This is a genomic window from Chryseobacterium sp. CP-77, from assembly GCF_036362765.1.
Lineage (GTDB): Bacteria > Bacteroidota > Bacteroidia > Flavobacteriales > Weeksellaceae > Chryseobacterium > Chryseobacterium cupriresistens.
On the sequence record NZ_CP143637.1, the window covers coordinates 657,971 to 683,243 of the forward strand.

The following is a 25,273-nucleotide window of genomic DNA, read 5'->3' on the forward strand; positions in this document are numbered from 1 at the left end:
TTGCTCCGTTTATTTTTCAAAAAATGATTTTATCCAGCTGTCCGTACTGCTTTCAATAGATTGATAGGTTCCTTCCATATTAACCTTTCCATCTTTCAGTACTATAACCCGGTCACTGGTATACTTTGCACATAGTAAATCATGGGTGATAATGATAGAAGTTGTATTGAACTTCTGCTTAATGCTGCGTATCAGCTCTATAATTTCTTTGGCAGTAATCGTATCCAGCCCTCCGGTAGGTTCGTCATAGATCATTATTTCAGGCTTGATGATCAGAGCTCTTGCGAGGCCTATTCTTTTGCGCATTCCTCCTGAAAGTTCTGATGGCATTTTGTCGATGGCTTCTTCAAGGCCGACATTGCTTAGCGCTTCTGTAATGGATTGGTCTATTGCCTCTTCACTCAGTTTTTTATTATGATGCTGTAAGGTGAATGCTAAATTTTGTCTCACCGTCATAGAATCATATAAGGCTCCGCTTTGAAACAGAAAACCAATTTTTTTCCTCACCTTGTTAAGTTCTTCTTCATTAAGGCTGGTGATCGCTTGTCCGGCAATATAGATGTCTCCTTCATCAATTTTGGTAAGACCTACTAGGCATTTTACCGTAACGGACTTTCCTGAGCCTGATCTTCCTAATATCACCAGATTTTCTCCTTTTTTAACCTGAAAGCTGATCCCGTCCAATACCTTATTATTGCCATAAGATTTGCATACATTCTTAAACTCGATAAGCGGTCCGTTAATCAGAGGTAAGGTAAATTCAGCGTTAAGGTTTTCATATGTTTTCATTACAGTTCAAAAAATAAATCCGCAATCTGTACTGCGAGCAAGTCAATAATAAAAATCATCAGGGAAGCTGAAACTACGGCTGTGTTGGCAGCTTTTCCTACACTCTTTGTTCCTCCTTCAGCACTAAAACCATGATAACAGCCGATAATTCCGATAAAAAAACCGAAAAAAAATGTTTTCAGGGTTGCCGGAAGAAGATCGGCAAATTCCAGTGACTCAAAAACATGGGAAAAATAGTGACTGATACTATTATCTCCGTGAATATTGATTCCTATAAAACCTCCCAGAATTCCCACCAGATCGGCAAAAATTACCAGGACAGGGATCATTAATGTTGTGGCAAGGGTTCTTGTCACTACAAGATAACGGTAAGGATTAATGGCAGAAACCTCCATAGCATCAATCTGTTCGGTAACCTTCATGGACCCAAGCTCGGCACCTATTCCGGATGAAACTCTTCCTGCACAGATTAAAGCGGTAATAACCGGGGCAATTTCTCTTATTAATGAAAGGGAAACCATACCCGGTATCCAGGATTCAGCCCCAAATCTGGACATTGCCGGACGTGACTGAATGGTAAGTACCAGCCCCATAATAAAAGCAGTTACGGTGACCAGAGGCAATGACTGGTATCCCACAACAAAACACTGTCTGGCAAACTCTTTATATTCAAAACCGGGTTTCATCATCTCTCTGAAAAACCGGGCAGAAAAGGAGGCAATATTGCCTGCAAGAGCAAAGCTTTTTGTAAGAAAAGGTTTCACAATATTCTGTTTAATTTCTGATAACCGGAATCGTTTACTTATACATTGTATTCATAATCAACTTCCAGTTTGTTTTTTAAATGTTTAATACCAGGAGTTTTCCAGGCAATCCGGCCTGCTTCTTCCTTTTGCTGCCATGAATGGACTGTTCCTGTCAGGGTTACTGTTGTATCAGATACAGAAACCGTTATTTCTCTTTCATCAACAGCACTTCTTTTCAATGCTTCCTCTACTTTTTTTTTGTTTACTGTATCATCAGTATCGGGATTGATGGTGATATTATTAAAGATACCTTTTATTCCGGGGAGGAATTGTATTGCATTTTCAGTAATCTCTCTCTGATAATCCCAGGGAAGCTCACCATCCAGATCTACCCATCCGTTTTCGACCTTAACCTTTATCTTATCCTGAGGAATAATAACATTGGAAGTAAAAGCACTGATAATTTCAGCACCAATTTCAGCATCAGTTTTTACCTTTGAATCCGGGAGTTTTACCTGGATGTTTTCTACCAGTACCTTTACTCCGGCTACATTTCTGGCTGCATTTTCTGCCTGTTTCTTTTTCGAAAAGCTATCAACAGTTCCGGTTAAAGATACAACCCCATCTGCTGCCGTAACTCCTATTTCTGCAGGATGGAGCAGAGGTTCCCACTTGATGGCATCCTGTACATCTTGCTGTAATTGTTCATTTGTTTTCATCTGTAGTCAATTTTATACTTCAAAGTTCAGGAAGACTTACAGGTAAAGGAATGATGGCAGTCATTCTGAAAAATGATGTTGATCATATGACGGTTGTGTATATAGTTTTTAAGTTGATTTATCAAAAACAGATGATTACTGTATTCATATAAGAAAAATATGGGACAGGATTATGTCATTTTTTTATGTGATAAGGGTCATTATTCATCAGGCAATGAATTTGGAACTTTACATTCATAAATTAAGCATTATGAAGACTTTATTGAACTGGATAACTGTTATTTTCAGTATTACATTTTTCCACGGACAAGATATAAGTACTGCCAATCAAATAGCAATTGTACTCCGTGATAAGGCTGAACTTATGGAACTGCACTTTCCAAAATCTGTCAACCAGTTTTATCATCAATACGGGTTTGAATATGTCTGGATCAATCCCTCTGTAAAGAAGAGCGTGCTTCAGGATGCTATTCTTTTATTGAAAGATACCGGTAAAAGAGGATTGTCTTCCAAAGATTACCATGAACAGAGTCTTACCCCGGAAATTTTAAATACTGCTGCGGGGCAAACTCAATATACAGACACCAAAGAAAATGCTGTAACTGATATTTTAATGACAGATGCTCTTATTACTTACATCAATTACCTGCACTTTGGAAAGTACAATCCTTTTTACAGTTCATCTTTTATTGATGGTAATAATATAGAAGGTTTTAAGGCGGTAGAAATATTGTATCAGGCATTACAGAAAGATGATTTTCAAAAAGCAGTTCTGGATGTTCAGCCTGAAATTCAGGAATACGTTGATTTTCAGAACTATCTGAATGTGAATTATGGTGATGGTGTTAAAAGCCGGGAAGAAGAATTCAAAAAGATAGCTATCAATATGGAGCGTTTGCGCTGGATGGACGTAAGCAGGGATACTTATCTGTTGGTGAACATTCCTTCTTATTCTCTGGATTTTGTTCAGAAAGACAGGATATTCCATTATAAAGTGATTGTAGGAAAACCCTCTACGCCAAGTCCTGTTTTAAAGAGTACCGTTGATTATTTTACAACTGCTCCTGACTGGAAAGTTCCTCAAAATATATTCATAAAAGAAATGCTTCCTAAAATAGTAAAAAACAGCCGATATCTCGAAGATCATCATTATTCACTGTATGACAGATCAGGAAAAGCAATACCTGCTACTTCTTCAAATTTGAAACAAATATATAAAAACCCGTATCAATACAGTATAAGGCAGTCTTCCGGCTGTGATAATGCGCTTGGAGCTGTCGTTTTCAGGTTTTCAAACTCCTATGGGGTATACCTTCATGATACCTCTCAGAAACAATTATTTGAAAAGACGCAGCGGGCCTTAAGCCATGGATGCATCCGTGTAGAAAATGCAGGAGACCTGGCTGCCCAGCTGCTGAAATATGATGGAGCTGAAAAAGAGATCCCGCTTATGAAATCTTTTATGGACCGTTATGAAAGAAAAGATTTTGTTTTAAAACAACCGGTTCCTATCATGATTGCTTACCTTACCTGCCTTATCAAAAACGGAAAGGTGGTATTCTATAATGATATTTATAATCTTGATCCTATCCTGGAACGTAAACTTCAATTTTAATACCTAAAATAATGAGAACAATTGTAGTACCCACCGATTTTTCAGAGCCCGCCAGAGCTGCTGCAGAATATGCTCTTCACCTGGCACATACATTAAAAAGTAATATAGAGCTGTGTCATGCCTTCCATATTCCTGTAGAAGAGCCGATGCTCGGACAGACCGCATGGACTTTATATGAATATCCTGTACTAAAGAAAGAATATGAGGATGAATTGAAGAAAGAGGTAAAAAGTATTGAATATAAAGAAAAGCATTTGTGGGGAGAGGATTCTTTTCCTTTTCACCCTTCCATCTATTATACATGCGAAACAGGAGATCCCATACGGCTGATCAACGATACAGCAGCTAGAAACAGAACATTACTGGTGGTAATGGGAATGAAAGGAGCAAGCAATCTTGCACGGTTTCTTCTGGGGAGCAACAGTATCAAAATGATTGAGCATACTGAATATCCATTACTTCTCATACCGGCAGGATATCAATATCAGGACCTGAAAAAGATTGCATTTGCTACAGATTTGAATATACAGGATATAAAAATATCACATGCGCTGATCAAATTTGCGAAGTATTTCAATGCTGAGCTGCTTATTACACATATCACAGACACCGCTGTTGATCTTATAGATAATACATCCTATCAGCAGAAGAAAGATACTTTTTTTAGAGATCTGGAAGGAAAAATCTGTTATAACTATATTGAAAGCGAGAGCATTGATACAGGACTGAACATTTTAAAAGAGAAAAGCATCGATATGCTGGTTATGGGTCATCAGCAAAAAGGTTTTATAGGCAGGCTTATTGCCGGTAGTCATGCAGCCAGACAAGCTCACGATTTGCAGATTCCTTTATTGATTATTCCGGAAGGAGGACACATCTATTTTTAAACTCCGGAATATTGATAAAAATAATAATTAAAAAATATTTATTTGTTAACATATTAAAGTGTTTCATAGGAGATTGATTTAAAATACTTATCTTTAATAAGGGTAAGTATTTATTTTTTTATGGAAAGCACCAGACTCTTACAAGCAATTATTGAAACAGCAATAGACGGGATTATTACTATTGATAGTCAGGGTAAGATTGAAAATTTAAATCCCTCTGCGTTAAAGATATTTGGGTACAGAGAAGAAGAGTTAATTGGTAAAAATATTTCTGTATTAATGCCGGAACCCGATCACAGCAGACACGATGGTTATCTTCTGCGCTATCAGCAGACAGGAGAGAAAAAAATAATTGGTAAAGGCAGAGAAGTAAAAGGACTTAGAAAAGATGGTACCCAGTTTCCATTCAGGCTTGCTGTAAGCGAAGTCCAGCTCCAGGACAGGGTTATTTATACCGGGTTTATTCACGACCTGTCTAAAGAGAAAGAAGCTGAGGAATTTCTTAAAAAATACACCGGGGAACTTGAAGACCTGGTTGAAAAGAGAACAAAATCTCTTCAGGAGATGCTAAGTGCTTTGGAAAAAGCAAAAGAAGAAGCGAATCTTTCCCTTGAAAAAGAAAAGGAGCTTAACCGGATGAAAAGCCGTTTTGTATCTATGGCTTCGCATGAATTCCGTACCCCTTTAAGCTCTATGCAGCTTTCTGTCGTTCTTATTGAAAAATACCTTCAGCTTGCTGATCATTCTCAAATCCTGAAACATCTTCATAAAATAAAAAATGCAATTGCTGGTCTCAACGGGATTCTTAATGATTTTCTTTCCCTGGAAAAACTGGAAGCGGGTATGGTAACCCCGGCATATAATGAGTTTGATATTATAAAATTCTCAGAAGAACTTGTGGAAGAAATGCAGCTGATTACCAAAGACAATCAAATTATAATTTATCAGCATACGGGAGTAGAAAATCTTGTCAGTCTGGATCAGAATTTATTAAGAAACTGCCTCATGAATCTGATCAGTAATGCTATAAAGTATTCCGGGGAAAATACACTTATTGAGTTTTGTACGGAAATAAATAAAGAATATTACCTGATGACGGTAAAAGACAATGGAATAGGGATTCCTGAAGATGATCATGCAGGGCTCTTCCAGCCTTTTTTCAGGGCTCATAACATTGGTAATATTCCGGGAACCGGTCTGGGACTAAATATTGTTCTCCGGTATGTTAATCTGATGAACGGGAATATAGATTTTAATAGCGAGCCTGGTAAAGGAACTCAGTTTACGTTGTCTTTTACAAGGAAATAAGTTCATTATGTATGGAAAAAACAAAAATATTGATCATTGAGGATCATGATGACATCCGGGAAAGCACATCCGAAATTCTGATGCTGGCCGGCTATGAGGTTTTGCAGGCAAAAAATGGCAGACAGGGAGTGGAGCTGGCCATCAGATATATCCCTGACATCATATTGTGTGATATTATGATGCCTGAGCTCGATGGGTATGGAGTATTATATCTTTTAAGCAAAAGAGAAGAAACTTCACTGATCCCCTTTGTCTTTATTACAGCTAAAGCGGACAGGGCAGAAATACGCAGGGGAATAGAAATGGGGGCGGATGATTATCTGACAAAGCCGTTTGATGATATTGAACTTTTAAATGCTATTGAGAGCAGGCTTAAGAAAAGAGAGCATCAGAAAAAATTTTATAGCGCTAATGATGATCAGATGAACCATTTGTTCCGATCTGTAAGTGGTCTTGAAGAACTGAAAAAATCTTTTGATGTCCGCAAAATCAAAACTCTCAAAAAGAAACAGATTATATACACTGAAGGTGATACGGCAAATGCTGTGTACCTCATACTTTCCGGGTCGGTAAAAACTACAAAAATGACAGAGGAGGGAAAGGAGCTGATGACATGTGTATATTACCTTGACGAATATTTTGGAATTACCTCATTGTTTACAGGAAGAGAGTATAAAGAAACGGCCGAAGTACTTGAAGATGCTGCTTTATGTTCTATTCCCAGAGAAGAGCTGGATCAGCTGATCTGTAAATATCCTGATGTGGCAGAAAAGTTTATTAAAATTCTTGCACAAAATGTGGTCAATCATGAACAGCAGCTTTTACATCTCGCTTATTTTTCAGTAAGAAAAAGAATGGCAGAAATTCTCAGCAGATTATATCAGGTGCATTCGGAGACGGGAAACTTTGAAATTTCCAGGGAGAATCTTGCTTCTATGGCCGGTATGGCTATCGAGACAGTAAGCAGGATACTCGGAGACTTTAAAGAAGAAGGTCTTATTGACAGAAATGCTGGAAGGATTACAATTTTGGACATTACCCGATTACAGAAGATGAAAAATTAAAATACAGATCATCTTTAATAATGATTTTGCACACGGCTGGCTTTTTTATTCTTCAATACATTTGATGAATGAACAGAAGCTATGAAAGTGATCGCATATAATATAAGTCAGATTGACAAACAATTTCTTGCTTTAGCCAATCATAAAAGACATAAAATTACCATCATCAGCGTTCCGTTGGATGAGGCAACGGTATATTTTGCACAGGCAAAGGATGTTGTTATCATTACCGATGATGATTGTTCTGTTTCGCCCTCAATTTTTAAAATTCTTATTTCATTAGGAGTTAGATATATTATAGCATGGCTTAACGACCCTTTAAAAGATGATGTGCCCGGAATACGGAATGACAGTTTACGATGGACATCTGTCAGAAATGCAGATCCGTCCGGTGCCTGGGAAGTTATCAATATTATCAATAGCTGGCAGAAGGATGATGACGATCACAATTAAGTACAATCACTGTCACGGTTTCTGAATACGCCTTATAGTACCTTTGATATCTAATCAAAAACGGTTATTATGAAAACTTTAGCCCAAAAACAATCTGCAGTAAAACTATTAACAGAAGAGTTCTGGAGTAAAAACGAAATTGTTAACCAGCCTGCTAAAATAGAACATTCAGTGAATATCATTGATAAAAACGGGAATTATAAGATACAGGTTAATGCTCCCGGCTTTAAGAAAGATGATTTTAAGATAAAGATAGAAAACGGCGTTTTGAATATTCAGGCTTATACATCAGATAAAAAAGAAGAAATTAAAAAAAATTATGTAAGAAAAGAATTTCTAACCTCTTCTCTTGCGAGAAGTTTCAGGCTTCCGGAAGGTATTGATGTCAGTAATATCAAAGCCCGCTATAAAAATGGCCGGCTGTACATTAAAATGGGTAAAGCCAATACCGTAAAACAAATGAATAAAAAAGTAAAAGTCCAGTAAATGATATCAAAATGAAAACGATTACTTTAAAATCACTTGGCGGTGCGGAAACAGTTACCGGATCGAAGCATTTATTAAAAACGCCTGAACTAACTATTCTAATTGATTGCGGCTTGTTTCAGGGTGTAAAATACCTTAGAGAGCAAAACTGGATGCAGCTGGATACCGATGTTTCGGAAATAGACGCCATTATTCTTACCCATGCCCACCTTGATCATTGCGGATATATTCCGCTTATCGTAAAGAATGGGTTTAAAGGTAAAATTTACATGAGCGGTCCTACTAAGGAACTTACAAAACTGATATTACTAGACAGCGCCAAACTTCAGGAAGAAGATGCCGAAAAAGCCAACCGTCATCATTATACAAGGCATCATCCGGCAAAACCTCTGTATACGGTAAATGACGCTGAAAGGTCTTTTAAGCAGTTTTTTGTGATTGATGAAAATGAGGAAATTAAGCTAAGCGAACATATAAGCTGTATGTTTAAGCCCTGCGGGCATATTATAGGAGCCTGTTCGGTGAGAATTACCTGCTTTGGGAAAATAATAGTTTTTTCAGGAGATATAGGAAGAAATCACAGTGCAGTTTTAGCTCCTCCAGATTTTTTTACACAGGCTGATTTTTTGGTTATGGAATCAACTTACGGAGACAGGCTCCACGAAAATAAAGACCTATCGGATCAGTTGGAATATTGGATTAATAAGACTGTAAAAGACCGGGGAAATATAATTATTCCCTGTTTTGCAGTCGGGCGGGCACAGGAAATCATTTATATCCTTCAGGAACTTAAAGACAGGAATAAAATCCCGGGCAGTATTCCGGTGGTGCTGGATAGTCCTATGGCAGCTGCTGCTACCGAAATTATGGTAAGGTACTCAGATTATACATTAGTCGGGAGACAGCAATGGAATGACATTATTGAAAAGATTTACATAACAAAGGATTATACTGAAACCCAGGAAATAATTGCAGAAAAACAATCAAAAATTGTTATTGCAGGAAGTGGTATGATTACAGGCGGAAGAGTGCTGGAATATCTGAAACACTATATCGGTGACAGCAGAAATACAGTACTTATCGTTGGATTTCAGGCTGAAGGTACCAGGGGCCGGGCATTGTTAAATCAATCTCATGAACTTAAAATGCACGGAAAATACTATGAGGTCAGAGCCCATATTGCAGAAATTACAGGGTTATCCGCGCATGCAGATCAGTCTGAATTATTGGAATGGATCAGAAAATATAAAATTCCTCCAAAGCAGGTCATGCTTGTCCATGGTGAGCTGTCTGCATTGGAAGCCCTGAGGGTAAAAATCCAGACGGAGCTTCAGGTTCCGGTTAAGATTCTTAAAAAAGATGAAGAAAGTATTTTAGCACAAGTGGAATAGGAATTTTTTATTTTAAATGACAAATCGCATTGCCACAGGAGTTGTGTCCATAAAGGTCAAAATCGACCACAATAAACTTTCGAAAGCCACCTGTTTTTAAACGCTCCCATAATACTTTCATTTGCTGATTCTTAAAGGATGTGAAAAAAGATCTGTCGAACCTGATAAAAATAGCAGGGTGAAATTCTGCTGATAAGCAAAACAATCAGTAAATTTAGTATCATATCCATTTCGTATGAATTACAATATACCGGAAAATTTGAAAGGGCTTACAGAATCCGAAGTAACCGCTTCCAGAAAAAAATACGGATATAACCGTCTCGAAGCGGTTAAGAAAGAATCCTGGACAGATCTTCTTCTCAACATCCTAAAAGAGCCGATGCTGATTCTTCTTATATGTGTTTCCTTCATTTATGTGCTTACAGGAGATTATGGCGAGGCTTTATTTATGTTTGCTGCTATTGTTGGAGTTACTGCAATTTCTTTTTACCAGGATAACAGGAGCAAAAAGGCACTGGAAGAACTTGAAAAATTGAATGAACCTTTAAGTAAGGTAATCAGGGATTCAAAGATTATAGATATTCCTACTTTTGAGATAGCAGTCGGAGATCTGTGCATTACCGAAGAAGGAAACCTCATCAATGCTGACGGAAGAATTGTTCACAGTAACGATTTTTCTGTCAATGAATCATCCCTTACGGGCGAGAGCTTTTCTGTTTTCAAGGACAGCAGATCCGAAGATAACAGAGTCTACAGCGGAACAATTACTGTTTCCGGACTTGCCGTTTTTGAGGTGGAAAATATAGGAAAAGAAACTAAAGTAGGAAAAATAGGACAGTCTATACTCAATATCAAAACAGAAATATCTCCTTTACAGCTTCAGATCCGGAACTTTGTAAAGGGAATGGCTGTTATCGGAATCATTATCTTTCTTGCAGTATGCATCTTCAGTTTTGTTAAAACAGGAGATTTTGTGACCAGCTTACTCAGTGGACTTACATTGGCAATGTCTGTTCTTCCTGAAGAAATTCCCGTAGCCTTTACAACTTTTATGGCTTTGGGGGCATGGAAACTGATGCGGGAAGGAATTATCATTAAACGAAGCAGTATTGTAGAAACCCTGGGAAGCGTTTCCGTAATCTGTACTGACAAGACAGGTACGATTACGGAAAACTCCATGAAGTTGAAACATCTTTATGACTACCGTTCCGACAGGATTTATGAAGAACCGGAGTTTGGAATAACAGCGCTGCATGAGCTTATTGATTATGCGATGTGGAGTAGTGAGCCCGTACCTTTTGATCCTATGGAAATAACACTGCATAAGGTCTATGAGCAGACCCGGAAGCCTGACCAAAGAAAAAATTACCAGCTTTTTCATGAATATCCGCTGGAGGGCAAGCCGCCGATGATGACCCATCTTTTTGAAAATGAACAGAAAAACCGCATAATTGCAGCTAAAGGAGCTCCGGAAGCCATTATCAGTGTTTCCAGTCTTTCAGAAGAAGAAAAAAACGAAATTAGAAAGTTAATAAAGAATTTCGGAGAACAGGGATTCAGGGTTCTTGGTGTTGCCAGATCTCATTTTGAAGGAAATGATTTTCCGGATAAACAGCAGGATTTTAAATTTGACTTTCTAGGATTGACCGTATTTTACGATCCTCCCAAAAAAGGAATAAAAGAAGTATTTAAACATATCTACGATGCCGGTATTCAGGTAAAAGTCATTACAGGAGATAATGCAGATACTACTAAAGCCATTGCATTGCAGGCAGGAATAGTAAACAATACTCCGCCTGTTAATGGAAGTGAAATAGCCGCGTGTTCAGAATCAGATCTTATAAAACTTTCTGAAGAGACTACTTTGTTTACAAGAATGTTTCCGGAAGCAAAGCTCGAAGTGGTTTCTTCCTTGAAAGAGCAGGGCCATGTAGTGGCCATGCTGGGGGACGGTGTGAATGACGGCCCTGCTTTAAAAGCAGCTCATATTGGGGTGGCAATGGGAAATAAAGGAACTGAAATTGCCAAATCAGCCGCAGCACTGGTCATCACCAATGACGATCTGGATAAGCTTGTAATTGGGGTTGCTGCAGGAAGAAGAATTTATGCCAATATAAAAAAAGCGGTCCAGTATATTATTTCTATTCATATTCCTATTATACTCACCGTTTCTTTGCCTTTATTTCTGGGCTGGGTATTTCCCCATATTTTTACTCCGGTGCATGTGATTTTTCTGGAACTGGTTATGGGGCCGACGTGTTCCATTGTTTATGAGAATGAACCAATGGAAAAAAATGCGATGCAAAGGCCTCCGAGACCATTGACAGATACTTTTCTTAATTGGAAAGAACTTACAATAAGCATAATTCAGGGGATCATCATTACTGCAGGAATATTATGGCTGTATCAGTACTCTGTCAGTCATGGAAATGGTGAAGCTAAAACCAGAGCATTGGTTTTCACTACGCTTATATTTTCCAATATACTGCTAAGTCTGGTGAACCGTTCTTTCTATTACAGCATGCTGGAGTGTTTTAAGAACCGAAACGTCCTGCTTGCCGGGATTTCTGTATTGGTGGTAATTTTCCTTCTGATTATTCTCTATGCAGCTCCTGTTTCCGGGTTTTTCAGTGTAACCGCTCTCAATGTAGAAGAACTTGGACTGGCACTACTCACTGCTTCAGTTTCCGTACTGTGGTTTGAGGTTTATAAATTCATAAAAAGGCTTTATTTTAGGAAATAATCAATATGGAAAAATAATTATCCATAATAAGTATATATAATTTTGATTCGTATGCCGGAAATCAGATATGGACACTATAGAAAGTCTGAAAGGATGAGTACGGATATTATTTCTCTGAATCTAAGATTCAGGTAGCAGAGGATTATACTAATAAACTTAAACTGTTTGAGTTCTTTTCAACATCAAACAAAATTGAGAATTGTTACCAACAAAATCTACACGCCTGCAATTATATATCTACAGAATTACTTTGTGATTACCTTAATGATCATTGTAGATTTGTTCCATTATAAAAGTACTGATGAAACCTTGCAGCTTACGTTGAAAGCATTTAAATAATTTAACATTAATAAACGTCCATATATTAATAAGAAATAACATATTTTATGTTATATTGATTTGATTTTTTCCCCGGCGAGATCCGGGGATTTTTTGTGATAATTTTTTAATGGGTGTCTGGTGTATCAAGGACAGTGTTTTTATTATCTATTGTCAATAAGTTGACATTAAGCACAATTAAAATCTATACACCTGCAATTAAATATCTACAGAATTTCTTTGTTACTACTTTAATGATCATTGTAGATTTGCCTTATAATCGAAAGGTACCTGATTAAACTCATCATTTATTAATTTATATCCAATTAAAATTTTTACAGAATGAAAAAATCTTATTTTCTACTTCTTTTAGCATTTTCAGGGTTAAGCTTCGGGCAAACCAACCATACCTGTTCTACTGCCAGACAGGTCACCCAATTCCCCTATACTTTTGATCAGACAGATGGAATAACATCTCCAGCTGATGGCTTGATAACTGCTTGTCCGGATGAAATGAATGATGGCCTTTGGTATTCTTTTACAGGTGATGGGAGTTATGTAAGTATTAAAGTTACTGCTACATCAGATTGGTACTATCAGATAGGAGTATTTACAGGAAGTTGTAACGCTCTTATATGTGGAGCAAAAACACATCCTTATGATCTAGCACCGGTTAAAACACTTACCATTCCAACTGTAACTGGAACCATTTATTATGTAAATGTTGGTGCGTATTTACCGCATACAGACATTCCAGAGGGGAATTTCAAAATAGAAATAAACAAGATAGACATTGCACCAACTAATGACCAATGTTCAACAGCCACGCAAGTTACTCAATTGCCATATGCATGGACCCAAGTTAATGGTGTTTATGCCGCCAATGATGGCTTGACAGATACTTGTTCAGATAGCATGAATAATGGTCTCTGGTATTCTTTTACAGGGGATGGAAATAATACAACAATTAAAACCATTACTCTTTCTGACTGGAATCATCAGATAGGAGTATATACCGGAAATTGTAACGCTCTTGTATGTGCAGAAACAAAAAATAGTGAAGGTGGAGGTATAGGAAAAATTGAAACAATGACTATTCCTACTACAGCTGGAACCACCTACTATGTAAATGTTGGTAATCATGATGGCTCTGATGATCGTTCAGAGGGAAATTTCATTATTCAGATTACTACAGAATCTTCACTGGCTACTCATGAGACATCTGGTTCAAAAGCTGGCAGTCCTATCAAATTATATCTTAATCCATTCACAGATGAATTACATATTTCTGATAGTACCAAAGTAAAATCAATTTCAGTCTTTGATATTTCAGGGAAGTTGGTTAAAACTATTGATAAACCTGATTCTGTTCTTTATTTAGGAGAGCTGAAGCAGGGAGTATATTTAATTACTTTGAATCAAAAAGACGGTTCTAAACAAACGCTGAAAGCGATTAAGAAATAAATTGGCGTGTACATAATTTGTACTGTATCATAGTCCTTGTATAACGTATTACATTGATGAGCAAAGTTGAAAAACTTTGTTTGTTAATAAAAAGCGACTCATCTCAGATTTGAGTTTTCATGGTTATTAGTTTTTTTTTATCCCCGGTTAATCCGGGGATTTTTCTTTTCATAACTTAGAGTAAAAATCAACCATAGAAGTAAAAGAAATTGCTTTTTAGCAAATTAATGACCGGAAATGTTAAGAGGTTAGGAATTGATTTTTAATAAAACTACGATGCCCGGGAAATCATTTTCACGTACTCTCCAAAATTTACGTTAAACTTTTGATGGTCGCAAAAGCATTACAAGTATAAAAATTTTATTTTTTAATCGAATATCTCACGTAATCAATTTTTTTTAAAATAAACACCAATGGAGAAAAATGATATACAGAGTAAACTTTTATAAAATTGATAAACCCATCTTTAACACTTTAATTGTACTCATTTTCCAATATCTGCTGACAAATTTCTAAATTAATTTGCTAATAATATAAAATGACTTATTTTTAGTATTTTATTACAAAAATACTATTCAATGCCGAAAAAAATTATAAGAAATCTTCAAATTGGTGTAGTGATTTCTTTGATGCTTCTGATTGCTAGTTCCATAGCATCTTATATCAGCATACATAAGCAGATGGAGAATAGGAAAGAGTTGTTAAAAAATAAGGAATCTATAAGCTTGGCAAAAGATATCTTAAATACTCTTTTAAATGCTGAGACGGGAAATAGGGGATATCAGCTTACCGGCCGGGAAAATTTTCTTGAACCTTTCAATAAAAGTAAGGATGAATATCCGCTTCTTGTTTCGAATATAGATAGGCTTAATCTTAAAAATAAAGATCAGATTAATGTCCTAAATGAACTGCTGCATACTTCAGAAATGTTGATGAAAGAATATGTCCTGCTTATTGAGAATCGTAAAAAAGGAATATTAATGAGTCCGGAAGAGCTTGTTCAAAACAAGGAGGCTATGGACAGATGCCGCAGGCTCGTTCAGAAATTTGTAAAACTTGAGGAAGTTCAACTTGCCATAAAAAATGAAGATCTGAACAAATCTTCCAACTGGACTGTTTTGTTCATCATCTTTTCTGCCGTTGCAGCTATCGGTGTAACCCTTTTTGTTTATATACAACTAAAATCTGACCTTATTCGTCGTGGTAAGTTAGAAAAAGATCTGTTTTACACTAAGGAAATGCTTGAGGAAACAGGCTCAGTAGCCCAGGTGGGAGGCTGGGAAGCCAATATGAAGACCGGAAAGCTTTTCTGGTCTCAAAGTACTAGAGAAATTCATAAAATAGAAAATAATTTCCAGCCTACTTTTGAAAATGCCCTTGGATTTTATAAAGGAAAAAGCGGGGATAGAATAAAATATCTTTTTAACAGGGCAATACAACAAGGAATTCCTTTCGATGAGGAGCTTCAGTTGTTGCGTAATGATGGCGCCACGATCTGGGTAAGAGTAAAAGGTATTCCTGAATTTGAAGGTGATAGCTGTAAAAGAGTTTTTGGAATCATTCAGGACATTGATGCATTCAAAAAAATGTTTCTCGAGGTTACCCGGAAGGAGGCTATAATGCAGTCTTTTGTCACTGATGTTCCTGTTCCTTTGGCCATGTTTGATAAAGATCTTAACTATATTGCTGTAAGCAGCAGATGGAGAGAGGAATTTAATATGAATGATATAGATCTTATCGGTAATAATCTTTTCACAATATCACCTAATATTCCCGAAGAAGGAAAAGAGATCTATAAGAATGCGCTGTTGGGAAAAACGTACATCAACGGTGATTTTACGTTAAAGGTGGAAGGAAAAGAAGAAATTCAGCATTACGACCTTAAAGTGGGACCTTGGTATCTTACAAAAGATGAAGTAGGCGGTGTCATTATTTCCATACAGAATATTACCAATGCTGTTAAGATCAATGAAGAACTGAAAAATGCCAAAGAAACAGCAGATACAGCCAGCAAAGCAAAATCCGAATTTCTGGCCAATATGAGTCATGAGATCAGGACTCCTTTAAACGGAGTTATAGGTTTTTCAGACCTTCTCCTCACGACACCGCTGAATGAAACACAGATGCAATATCTGAATTACATCAATGAGTCTGGGGAAAATCTGCTTAGCATCATCAATGATATTTTGGATTTTTCTAAAATAGAATCCGGAAAAATGGAGCTTTTTATTGAAAAATGTGATGTTTATGATATGGTAAGCCAGGTAATCAATGTGATCATTTATCAATCCCAGAAAAAAGATATTGAACTTCTTCTCAATATTGAGCCAGGCCTTCCGAAAATACTTTTTATGGATGAAGCAAGGTTAAAACAGATCTTGATCAATCTTCTGGGGAATGCTGTCAAGTTCACAGAAAAGGGAGAAATCGAGCTTAAAGTAGAGAAGTTGCACATGAATGATCATACTATCGCTTTGCGCTTCTCAGTAAGAGATACAGGGATTGGAATCCCTGTTGAGAAACAGAAATACATTTTTAATGCCTTTACCCAGGAAAACAGTTCCATCAGTAAACGATATGGCGGTACGGGTCTGGGGCTTACTATCTCCAACAATATCCTGGGATATATGGGAAGCCATTTGTCGCTGAGCAGCGCAGAGGAAAAAGGGTCTGTATTTTTCTTTGATATTGAAATTCCTTACGAGATCCCTCAACTGAGAGAGGAGGAGGACATAACTATTAAAACGGCCTTAGTGGTTGATGATAATGAAACCAACAGGATTATTCTGGAGCACATGCTTACCTATAAAAATATCAAGTCTACCTTGGCTTCTAATGGGATGGAAGCCTTAGAGATCCTGTTGAAAGGTGGGAGGTTCGATGTGATCCTGATGGATTATCATATGCCCGTTATGTCCGGATTGGAAACTATAAATAAAATAACAGAACTGTTCAATCAGCGAAAAGAAACTTCACCATTTATAGTACTTTCTTCTTCATCTGAAGAACTGGGAATACTTAGTTCAATCAGGAAAATAGAAAATGCGCATTTACTTTTAAAACCCATCAAATCACATGATCTATACAAAACTTTAAAAAAGGTAGACCAAAGTTATACAGTAGAAATTAGTAAGGATCATTCTGAGAAAGTTTCGCATGTATTTGCCTCGGAATTAGAAGTGCTTTTGGTTGATGATAACGTAGTGAATATGGTCCTGAATAATAGAATAATGAGATCTCTTGCACCTGGTATACATCTAACGGAAGCCGTTAATGGGCTGCAGGCTTTGGAAGAATGCCGGAAAAAACAGTTTTCCATTATTATGATGGATGTACAGATGCCGGTAATGAGCGGTATTGAGGCAACACAACATATTAGAATGCTTCCGGGGTATGAACATATACCTATCATAGGTGTTACAGCTGGAAATGTGCTGGGTGAAAAAGAAAAGTGCCTTGAAGCCGGAATGAATGATTTCCTTCCCAAACCTGTAAAGCAGGCGGACCTTCTTGAAATACTCAAAAAATATATTATCGTTTAGAATTGATGAAAAAACAGGACTTGATTTCTTATTAAAATAGAAAGAAAATAAAATAATGTATCTTATTTAGTTAGTGCCATTTGGAAAATTTGTAGCCCCACCAGGAATCGAACCTGGATCTAAAGTTTAGGAAACTTCTATTCTATCCATTGAACTATGAGGCCGGGTTTGACTCATAAAAATACAAATTATTTAATAATCAACAATAAATGCAGAGAATGGAGATTGGGGCAAAGATGTTGGTACCGTTTTGTGCCTTTTTGAATATAATAAAGATACGAAAATGCTTTTATAAAAGGACTGTAGGATAAAAGAATCTGCCCTTTAGAGGCAGATCCAGTAGATAAATACATCTCATTTTTTTAATTAGACAACAATAAAAAGCACAGCCGACAATGCTGTGCTTAAATTTTTATTTCAAATTTAATTGCAATTTCAAGAGTAGTAAGAAAAGCAAATAAAGTTTCCACTTCGATGTTTATTACATAGTAAATGTAGTAATTATTTTAATACCAAATATGAATTTAATGTTAAAATTCACAAGTTATCCACATTTTTTTGTGGATAAGTCCGAAACTCATTTAAAAATCCAGGTTGATGCAGTTTCGATATCCATATCCTGACCTCCTATTGGCTGAATTAGATTCAGCTGATGATTTTCCAAAAAGTTTTACATTGCTTTTTCCAATACATGTGGCGGCATTAGAAACTCTACAGTAAGATACTTCTTAAATTATTGCTCAGAAAGATATTTAAAAACATATTCATTTAAGGTTTTTTTCTCTTCATCACGGCCTTTATTGTCCATATGACTATGATTAATGGAGGTTGTTTGTACTGTTATAGAATACTTTTTTTGTTCTGCCTCATCTGGAAGTACACCTTCATCAGCCGGATAATCATTAGAACGCAGAGTATATACTTTAGGAACAGAAGTTCTGGGCAGAAACATTCTGCGGTTGTCCATTGTGATCAGTTTATATACCAGGTTAGGATGCTGATTGGCGAATAATGCTGCCATATCACCACCATTGGAATGGCCTATTAAGGTCAGATGTTTATAATCCAGTTCCGGTTTCATCTTTTTAAGTTCATTCAGTACAAAAAGAATATTATCCGAACCATTCTGCCAGAAAGGTCTTCTCACCATTTGTAAATTTCCTTCAGTGGGCAACAGATGGTCTGTTGTAAGTTCGTGCTGAATACTTACCGTAAAATAACCTTTTGAAGCCAGTTTTTCAGTCAAATAAGAATAGACAAAATAATCGCCACCCTTATTAAAACCATATCCGTGATTAAAGATAATAACCTGTTGATTGGGAATCTTTTTATTCGTTTTAGAGTGATAAAAGGCTACAGGAATCTTCCGGTTTCTGCTCTGGTCAAAGAAGGTTAAAGTATCAAGTTTTACTTCATAATCATTACCTTCGGTATTTTTTTTTTGTATAGTACAGCTCATCATCAAAACAGAAACTGTAAAAAGGGCAGATATATTATATTTCATACATTGTTTTTATGGGACAGAATAGAAAAATGATCTCAGTTCATCTGCAAATATATGGGGTAATTCCAGGGCGGCAAAATGGCCACCTTCATTCATCTTTTTAAAGCTGGTGACATTCACGAAACGTTCTGCCCATTCTTTCGGAAACTGAGCTTCACGGGGAAATACAAGTACTCCTGCAGGAACATTGCTCTTTTGATGCGCATGTGTTCCGCTCCATAAAGCGGCTGCATCTTCCTTATACATTCTGGCAGAAGAACCAATGGTTTGGGTCATCCAGTAAATCATAATATTGGTGAGCAACTCATCTTTTCCGCCAAATGCCGTTTCAATCATTTCAGGTGGTGCGCCTGCATTGATAAAACTTATGATCCAGCCTGCCAGTCCGACAGGAGAGTCGTTGAGACTATAGGCCAAAGATTGAGGTTTGGTAGACTGTACCATAGCGTAAGCTCCTTCACTGTACCACCATTGCTGAACAAACTGTGCGAATTTCTGTTCCTCTTCACTCATGGTAGCAGGGTCTTCCTGGCCGGTGGGGTAGCCAACATCTGTAAGGTGAGCAGCTTCCAGGGCTTCAGGATATTTTGAAGTCAATGCCTTTACGACTCCCATTCCGATATCTCCTCCGGCAGCACAGAACTTTTCATAGCCAAGCACTTCAGTCATCAGTTTTTTCCACAGATCTGCCACCTTCTCACTGCTGACCGCTGTTTTATCGGAAAAGCCAAACCCCGGAATGGAAGGAATAACCAGATCAAAACTCTGTTCACCTTCCGTAAGCAGTGGAATAATTTTATGAAAGCGGTAATAGCTGTCCGGCCAGCCATGGGTAAGGATCAACGGTTTAGGATTTAAGCCTTTTCCTCTGATGTATTGAAAATGAATTAAAATTCCGTCAATCCGGGTGACATACTGTGGATGCTGATTCAATTGCTGTTCATGCATCTTCCAGTCGTAATCATTGATCCAGTATTGGACAAGTTTTTTCAGGTAGGCCTCGTTGGTTCCGTAGTTCCAGCCGGAACCTTCCGCTTCTCCCGGCCAGCGGACATTTTGCAGACGGTTTTTAAGATCGGTTATCACGGGTTCGGAGATGTTTACTGTAAATGGTTCCATATGATGATATTTTATTGGTGTAAAGTAAACTTGAGGAATGTGTTGATAATAAGTATGTTATCAAAGTTAAAAACTTTCTCTTTTAATACATGTTGTCAAAATCATAAATTTTTGATTTTTTTTTGAGAGAAAAAATGTAACTTTAATTCATTAAAATCTCGTAATACATATTACTGTGAGTCAGGTGTTATTTTTAACCCTGAACATCTTAGGTTCAATTTTCTGAGCCCTATACATTTATTATATCATATCTAAAAGCAAAGACAATGTGTTATTTGCCGTGTCAGTGTTCATTAGCGGTTATTCTGCTTTTGATTATTGATATTTTACTATTAAAAAAAATCATTATGAAAACTTATAAAATTGCCGTAATCGGCGGTACAGGAAAATCGGGACAATATCTGGTGCGAAAATTACTGGAAAAAGGATATTCACTAAAGCTTTTATTAAGACAACCTGAAAATTTTGCTCCTCAAAACCCATTAATCGAAATGATAAAAGGAGATGCAAGGGATGAAACAGCAATCTGTAATTTAATTGAGGGAACTGATCTTGTCATGAGTACTTTGGGACAGCCAAAAGGGGAGAAGTCTATCTTTAGTGATGCTGCCAAAAATATCATCAAAGCAATGAATCATTATGGGAGTAAGCGTTATATTGTAACGACTAGTCTCAGTGTAAATACAGCATCTGATCATAAAAGTGAGCGGGTAAAAATGGCTACAGACTGGATGTATCAGAACTATACTGAGACAACCGCTGATAAGCAGAAAGAGTATGAACTTCTTCTGGAAAGTAACCTCGACTGGACGTTAGTAAGATTACCACTCATTCATCTTACAGAGGAAAACTTTCCAATCGAAACAAATCTTACAGACTGTAAAGGCGAAGGGATCAATGCAGGAGATCTGGCTGAGTTTCTGGTTTCTCAGATTGAAAATTCTGAGTATATCAGGGAAAGTCCGTTTTTGTATAATCTGAAAGAGTAAATAATCTATAAAGAAGAAGCTGCCACAATCTTGTCATTCTGAATGAAACGAAGTGTAATGAAAAATCTCATATCATTGGTTATTAATGGGATTCTTTCTTTGTCAGAATGACCATTGTGGCAGTTTTTTTATTGAGTATTAAGATTTTCTATTTTTTGCGGCCATAGATCAGGATGCGCTTGAATGCATAGATAGCCGTATATTTTGTAAACCTTTTGGCGATACGCGATTTAAATTCGGAGATGAATTGTTCTTTCTGTTCTCCTTCCAGACGCTCTAAATAAGGCAATAATGCGGTTCCTGAAATAAACTCATATAAGGCTTCGTGATCATCTGCAATGATAGGATAAACCTTCTGAAATATTTCAATATCCTGAATTCCATTATCAAATAATATCTGGGCATAATCGTCCATTGAAAGGACTGGTGAATCACGGTTAAAATGATTTAACTGCGACTTGTAAGGCTCCTCATTTGCCATTTCCGTTAGAATCTGGTTCAGAATATTTTCTTTCTGAACGGGCATTTGTATGGCTAATTGTCCATTCTCTGAAAGTAATCCAATGATTTTAGGAAATAAAGTTTCGTGATCATCAGCCCACTGTAAAGCGGCATTACTGAAGACAAGATCCCATTTTTCGTCAGACTGCGCTGTTTCTTCAATGCTCTGAAGCTTAAAGTGTAAATGATCGTTTTCATATTTCTTCGATTTTTCAAGCATTTCTGCTGATGAATCAATTCCCAAGAATGTAGAGCCTGTGAGTTTTTCCGTAAGAATAGAGGTTTGTTCTCCGGTTCCACAGCCTAAGTCAATAGCTTTAATATTGTTTTCAGGCTTGATTAACGCTGCTAAATCATAAAAGGGTTTGTAACGTACATCTTTGTATTGATCATATAATTCAGGATTCCAGGGCATAAATAATAATTTTGTAATGAGTTGATAAGTTGAATAAAGATAAGTAATCTCAATAAAAAACCGGCTGTTTTTAAACAGCCGGTTGTGTATTTATTGTTCCAGTTTTTCTTTGATGTATTTTGCCGTATAAGACTTTTTATTTTTAGTCAGATCTTCCGGTGTTCCTGCAAATACAACTTCTCCGCCGTGTTTTCCAGCTTCCGGACCGATATCGATAATATAATCGGCACATTTGATAATATCAGGCTGATGCTCAATAACAATCACCGAATGTCCTAGATCAATCAACGCCTGTAATGACTTCAGTAATTTTTGAATATCGTGGAAGTGAAGCCCTGTGGAAGGCTCATCAAAGATGAATAACGTTTTATCTGTTGTTACCCCTTTTACAAGGAAAGAAGCCAGTTTCACACGCTGTGCCTCACCTCCGGAAAGGGTAGAAGAGCTTTGTCCCAGTTGTAAATAACCTAAACCTACTTCCTGTAAAGGTCTCAGCTTCGTTACGATCTTTTCTTCATTATTATCTTTAAAGAATTCCAATGCTTCATCTACGGTCATATGAAGGATATCAGAGATGTTTTTCTCATCAAATCGTACTTCAAGGATCTCATTTTTGAATCGTGTTCCTTTACAAACCTCACATTCAAGCTCGATATCCGCCATAAACTGCATGGAAACATTGATCACTCCTTCTCCTTTGCATTCATCACATCTTCCGCCATCTACGTTGAAAGAGAAGTGTTTCGGCTTATAACCCATCATTTTGGCTACTTTCTGCTTGGCAAAAAGATCACGGATATCATCGTAAGCCTTTAGATAAGTTACAGGATTTGAACGGGATGATTTTCCAATCGGGTTCTGGTCAATCAATTCAATGTTTTTGATCAGTTTCTTCGGGAATTCTACAGCATCATAATCTCCTTTTTTACCGCCCATTCCCAACTGGATCTGGATGTCATTGGTAAGAATTTCTTTCATCAAAGTAGATTTTCCACTTCCTGAAACTCCGGAAATAACAACCAGATTTTCCAAAGGCACATCTACATCTATATTTTTAAGATTATTCTGACGGGCTCCTTTAATGTGAATCCATTCTTTTGCTTTTCTTCTTTTCTTCGGAACTTCTATTTCAAGTCTTCCGGTAAGGTATTCTGAAGTAAGTGTATTCGCTTTTTTCAGATCCTTATAATCTCCGGCAAATACCAGTTCCCCGCCAAGATAACCTGCTTCCGGGCCAATATCAATAATATAGTCAGCCGCTCTCATTACATCCTCGTCATGTTCTACTACAATCACGGTATTTCCGAGGTCGCGAAGATTTTTCAATACTTCGATCAGGTTTTCCGTATCTTTGGAATGCAGCCCGATAGAAGGCTCATCCAGAATATAAATAGAACCTACCAAAGAACTTCCTAAGCTTGTTGCCAGGTTAATTCTCTGACTTTCTCCTCCTGAAAGGGTATTCGAAGTTCTGTTTAATGTTAAATAACCTAATCCTACTTTTAATAAAAATTCCAGACGGGTTGTGATTTCGTAAATCAGTCTCTTGGCGACTTCTTTGTCATGATCTGAAAGTTTTAATCCGTTGATCACCGGAGCCAGTTCATCCAAAGGAAGTTCAATCATCGATTGAATATTGTGTCCGTCTACTTTTACCCAGCTTGTTTCTTCACGAAGCCTCAAGCCTTCACATGTCGGACAAAGGGTTTTTCCTCTGTAGCGGGAAAGCATTACTCTGTACTGGATTTTGTATAGATTTTCTTCAAGCATCTTGAAGAAATTGTTGATGCACGGGAAATTACTCCTTCCGTCACCTTTCCAAAGGAAGTTTTTCTGTTCTTTTGTTAATTGATGATAAGGTTTGTGGATAGGGAAATCACCTGCCTTTTTGATGAAATCTTTTTTCCATTCGCTCATGGTTTCTCCTCTCCAGCAGACAACGGCATCTTCGTAGATAGAAAGAGTTTTATTAGGAACTACAAGATCTTCGTCAATTCCGATCACTTTTCCGTATCCTTCACATGCCGGGCAAGCTCCGTAGGGGTTATTAAAGCTGAAAAAATGAACGTTGGGTTCAAGGAACTCCATTCCGTCCAGCTCAAATTTATTGGTGAATTCTTTTACCTTCTCAGTGTTTGTATTCTTTAATGAACAATAGCCGCGTCCTTCATAAAATGCCATTTGAATAGAGTCCGCAAGTCTTTGTAAAAAGCTTTCGTCTTCCTCATAGGAGAAACGGTCGATGACAAGATTGATCGTCATCCCTTTTTCCGGAGCAAAACCAAAACTTTCCAGATCTTCAATCCCGGCTACATTTCCATTGATTTCAAGCCTTGTGAAACCTGCCAGCTTTAAAACATTCAGGGTTTCTTTAAAATTGTCTGCATCATATTCCAAAGGAGCAGTTAATAGAAAGGATGTATCTTTTTTTGAAGCCTTGATGAAGTCAACTACATCAGAAACTGAATCTTTCTTCACTTCTTCTCCCGAAACCGGTGAAAAGGTTTTCCCGATCCTCGCAAATAAAAGTTTCATATAATCGTAGATCTCTGTAGAAGTTCCCACCGTAGAACGAGGGTTGGAAGAAATTACTTTCTGCTGGATGGCAATAGAAGGGGCGAGTCCTTTGATATCATCTACTTTTGGTTTTTCAAGTTTTCCCAAAAACTGACGGGCATAAGAACTTAAACTTTCAACATATCTTCTCTGTCCTTCTGCGTAGATTGTATCAAAAGCCAAAGAGGACTTACCGCTTCCTGAAACTCCTGTAATAACAATCAGTTTGTTCTTTGGAATAAGGACGTCTATATGTTTCAGATTATTAAGATGTGCATTCTTAACGAAAATCTGCTTTTTTATATCTATTTCTGTTGTGTTAGCCATATTTTGTTTATTCATAAAAGTAACTGTAAAGCATTAAAACTTTCAGTATAATGGTGTTTTGCCTGAGAATCTTTCCAGGCTGTCATCAATTGAACTTTTACCTAAATTCTGATTTCGCCTGATATTTTGCCAGCATTTCTCCAAATAATGCCAACAAAATTACTGTTTGAAAAAGAATGTTTTCATCGTAAAATTAAGACCCACAAAATTACGAAATTTTAGCGAAAAATTTACGCTTATCTTATTGTTAAAAATTGTTATCATGATCGTTATATGAAATAGGTTAAACCCATATTTTGCTTTCAAAACCGTATCAAAAGGTGTATGTTTTGTGGAC

Annotated in this window: 18 protein-coding genes and 1 tRNA gene; 11 read left to right on the top strand and 8 right to left on the bottom strand. The window is 37.0% G+C overall.

Annotated elements, in window-relative coordinates; all coding sequences use genetic code 11:
* Nucleotides 1-9: 9 nt before the first annotated feature.
* Genes V0410_RS02835 through V0410_RS02845 form a run of 3 tightly spaced genes read right to left on the bottom strand, consistent with a single transcriptional unit; the run spans nucleotide 10 to nucleotide 2,254 of the window.
* The gene (locus V0410_RS02835) at nucleotides 10-789 is read right to left on the bottom strand and encodes an ABC transporter ATP-binding protein (protein ID WP_330746230.1); all 780 of its coding nucleotides are present in this window, start codon (nucleotides 787-789) and stop codon (nucleotides 10-12) included.
* Nucleotides 789-1,553, bottom strand: a complete 765-nt coding sequence (locus V0410_RS02840) for an MlaE family ABC transporter permease (RefSeq protein WP_330746231.1) — start codon at nucleotides 1,551-1,553, stop codon at nucleotides 789-791. The genes V0410_RS02835 and V0410_RS02840 overlap by 1 nt, the downstream gene beginning before the upstream one ends.
* Nucleotides 1,554-1,591: 38 nt before the next feature.
* The gene (locus V0410_RS02845) at nucleotides 1,592-2,254 is read right to left on the bottom strand and encodes a BON domain-containing protein (RefSeq protein ID WP_330746232.1); all 663 of its coding nucleotides are present in this window, start codon (nucleotides 2,252-2,254) and stop codon (nucleotides 1,592-1,594) included.
* Between the two features lie 250 nt (nucleotides 2,255-2,504).
* Between V0410_RS02845 and V0410_RS02850 the strand changes: the two genes are divergently transcribed.
* From V0410_RS02850 to V0410_RS02895, 10 genes are all read left to right on the top strand, one after another.
* Nucleotides 2,505-3,869 (top strand): L,D-transpeptidase family protein, encoded by a 1,365-nt coding sequence (locus V0410_RS02850; RefSeq protein ID WP_330746233.1) that lies wholly within the window; start codon nucleotides 2,505-2,507, stop codon nucleotides 3,867-3,869.
* 11 nt (nucleotides 3,870-3,880) lie between these two features.
* The gene (locus tag V0410_RS02855; RefSeq protein WP_330746234.1) at nucleotides 3,881-4,756 is read left to right on the top strand and encodes a universal stress protein; all 876 of its coding nucleotides are present in this window, start codon (nucleotides 3,881-3,883) and stop codon (nucleotides 4,754-4,756) included.
* Between the two features lie 120 nt (nucleotides 4,757-4,876).
* The gene (locus V0410_RS02860; protein WP_330746235.1) at nucleotides 4,877-6,064 is read left to right on the top strand and encodes a PAS domain-containing sensor histidine kinase; all 1,188 of its coding nucleotides are present in this window, start codon (nucleotides 4,877-4,879) and stop codon (nucleotides 6,062-6,064) included.
* A gap of 11 nt (nucleotides 6,065-6,075) precedes the next feature.
* Complete coding sequence (locus V0410_RS02865; protein WP_330746236.1) at nucleotides 6,076-7,128, top strand: response regulator; 1,053 nt, start codon at nucleotides 6,076-6,078, stop codon at nucleotides 7,126-7,128.
* Nucleotides 7,129-7,209: 81 nt separating this feature from the next.
* The gene (locus V0410_RS02870) at nucleotides 7,210-7,581 is read left to right on the top strand and encodes a hypothetical protein (protein WP_330746237.1); all 372 of its coding nucleotides are present in this window, start codon (nucleotides 7,210-7,212) and stop codon (nucleotides 7,579-7,581) included.
* Nucleotides 7,582-7,650: 69 nt separating this feature from the next.
* A complete protein-coding gene (locus tag V0410_RS02875) occupies nucleotides 7,651-8,067 on the top strand; it encodes an Hsp20/alpha crystallin family protein (RefSeq protein ID WP_110008728.1) in 417 nt (138 codons plus the stop codon).
* Nucleotides 8,068-8,078: 11 nt separating this feature from the next.
* Nucleotides 8,079-9,458, top strand: a complete 1,380-nt coding sequence (locus V0410_RS02880; RefSeq protein ID WP_330746238.1) for an MBL fold metallo-hydrolase RNA specificity domain-containing protein — start codon at nucleotides 8,079-8,081, stop codon at nucleotides 9,456-9,458.
* A gap of 235 nt (nucleotides 9,459-9,693) precedes the next feature.
* Nucleotides 9,694-12,201, top strand: a complete 2,508-nt coding sequence (locus V0410_RS02885) for a cation-translocating P-type ATPase (protein WP_330746239.1) — start codon at nucleotides 9,694-9,696, stop codon at nucleotides 12,199-12,201.
* 660 nt (nucleotides 12,202-12,861) lie between these two features.
* Nucleotides 12,862-13,983: a T9SS type A sorting domain-containing protein gene (locus V0410_RS02890; protein ID WP_330746240.1), complete on the top strand. Its 1,122-nt coding sequence runs from the start codon at nucleotides 12,862-12,864 to the stop codon at nucleotides 13,981-13,983.
* 578 nt (nucleotides 13,984-14,561) lie between these two features.
* Nucleotides 14,562-17,525, top strand: a complete 2,964-nt coding sequence (locus tag V0410_RS02895) for a response regulator (protein ID WP_330746241.1) — start codon at nucleotides 14,562-14,564, stop codon at nucleotides 17,523-17,525.
* A 92-nt stretch (nucleotides 17,526-17,617) separates the two neighbouring features.
* On the opposite strand, the gene V0410_RS02900 is transcribed toward V0410_RS02895, so the two are convergent.
* The 3 genes from V0410_RS02900 to V0410_RS02910 form a co-directional block, all read right to left on the bottom strand.
* Nucleotides 17,618-17,689, bottom strand: a tRNA-Arg gene (locus V0410_RS02900).
* 569 nt (nucleotides 17,690-18,258) lie between these two features.
* On the bottom strand, nucleotides 18,259-19,029 hold the full coding sequence (locus tag V0410_RS02905; RefSeq protein ID WP_330746242.1) for an alpha/beta fold hydrolase: 771 nt from the start codon (nucleotides 19,027-19,029) through the stop codon (nucleotides 18,259-18,261).
* Nucleotides 19,030-19,038: 9 nt separating this feature from the next.
* Complete coding sequence (locus tag V0410_RS02910; protein WP_330746243.1) at nucleotides 19,039-20,148, bottom strand: epoxide hydrolase family protein; 1,110 nt, start codon at nucleotides 20,146-20,148, stop codon at nucleotides 19,039-19,041.
* A gap of 347 nt (nucleotides 20,149-20,495) precedes the next feature.
* On the opposite strand from V0410_RS02910, the gene V0410_RS02915 reads away from it, so the two are divergent.
* Nucleotides 20,496-21,137 (top strand): NAD(P)-dependent oxidoreductase, encoded by a 642-nt coding sequence (locus V0410_RS02915; protein WP_330746244.1) that lies wholly within the window; start codon nucleotides 20,496-20,498, stop codon nucleotides 21,135-21,137.
* 148 nt (nucleotides 21,138-21,285) lie between these two features.
* On the opposite strand, the gene V0410_RS02920 is transcribed toward V0410_RS02915, so the two are convergent.
* Complete coding sequence (locus V0410_RS02920; protein WP_330746245.1) at nucleotides 21,286-22,053, bottom strand: methyltransferase domain-containing protein; 768 nt, start codon at nucleotides 22,051-22,053, stop codon at nucleotides 21,286-21,288.
* Between the two features lie 90 nt (nucleotides 22,054-22,143).
* Entirely contained in the window at nucleotides 22,144-24,936 is a 2,793-nt protein-coding gene (uvrA, locus tag V0410_RS02925; RefSeq protein ID WP_330747648.1) for an excinuclease ABC subunit UvrA, read from the bottom strand.
* Between the last annotated feature and the right edge of the window lie 337 nt (nucleotides 24,937-25,273).

Bases quoted from the DNA above. Each gene is read 5' to 3' on its own strand.
- V0410_RS02835 (WP_330746230.1), bottom strand. From the start codon at position 789: ATGAAAACATATGAAAACCTTAACGCTGAATTTACCTTACCTCTGATT.
- V0410_RS02845 (WP_330746232.1), bottom strand. From the start codon at position 2,254: ATGAAAACAAATGAACAATTACAGCAAGATGTACAGGATGCCATCAAG.
- V0410_RS02850 (WP_330746233.1), top strand. From the start codon at position 2,505: ATGAAGACTTTATTGAACTGGATAACTGTTATTTTCAGTATTACATTT.
- V0410_RS02855 (WP_330746234.1), top strand. From the start codon at position 3,881: ATGAGAACAATTGTAGTACCCACCGATTTTTCAGAGCCCGCCAGAGCT.
- V0410_RS02860 (WP_330746235.1), top strand. From the start codon at position 4,877: ATGGAAAGCACCAGACTCTTACAAGCAATTATTGAAACAGCAATAGAC.
- V0410_RS02865 (WP_330746236.1), top strand. From the start codon at position 6,076: ATGGAAAAAACAAAAATATTGATCATTGAGGATCATGATGACATCCGG.
- V0410_RS02870 (WP_330746237.1), top strand. From the start codon at position 7,210: ATGAAAGTGATCGCATATAATATAAGTCAGATTGACAAACAATTTCTT.
- V0410_RS02875 (WP_110008728.1), top strand. From the start codon at position 7,651: ATGAAAACTTTAGCCCAAAAACAATCTGCAGTAAAACTATTAACAGAA.
- V0410_RS02880 (WP_330746238.1), top strand. From the start codon at position 8,079: ATGAAAACGATTACTTTAAAATCACTTGGCGGTGCGGAAACAGTTACC.
- V0410_RS02885 (WP_330746239.1), top strand. From the start codon at position 9,694: ATGAATTACAATATACCGGAAAATTTGAAAGGGCTTACAGAATCCGAA.
- V0410_RS02890 (WP_330746240.1), top strand. From the start codon at position 12,862: ATGAAAAAATCTTATTTTCTACTTCTTTTAGCATTTTCAGGGTTAAGC.
- V0410_RS02895 (WP_330746241.1), top strand. From the start codon at position 14,562: ATGCCGAAAAAAATTATAAGAAATCTTCAAATTGGTGTAGTGATTTCT.
- V0410_RS02905 (WP_330746242.1), bottom strand. From the start codon at position 19,029: ATGAAATATAATATATCTGCCCTTTTTACAGTTTCTGTTTTGATGATG.
- V0410_RS02910 (WP_330746243.1), bottom strand. From the start codon at position 20,148: ATGGAACCATTTACAGTAAACATCTCCGAACCCGTGATAACCGATCTT.
- V0410_RS02915 (WP_330746244.1), top strand. From the start codon at position 20,496: ATGAAAACTTATAAAATTGCCGTAATCGGCGGTACAGGAAAATCGGGA.
- V0410_RS02920 (WP_330746245.1), bottom strand. From the start codon at position 22,053: ATGCCCTGGAATCCTGAATTATATGATCAATACAAAGATGTACGTTAC.
- uvrA (WP_330747648.1), bottom strand. From the start codon at position 24,936: ATGGCTAACACAACAGAAATAGATATAAAAAAGCAGATTTTCGTTAAG.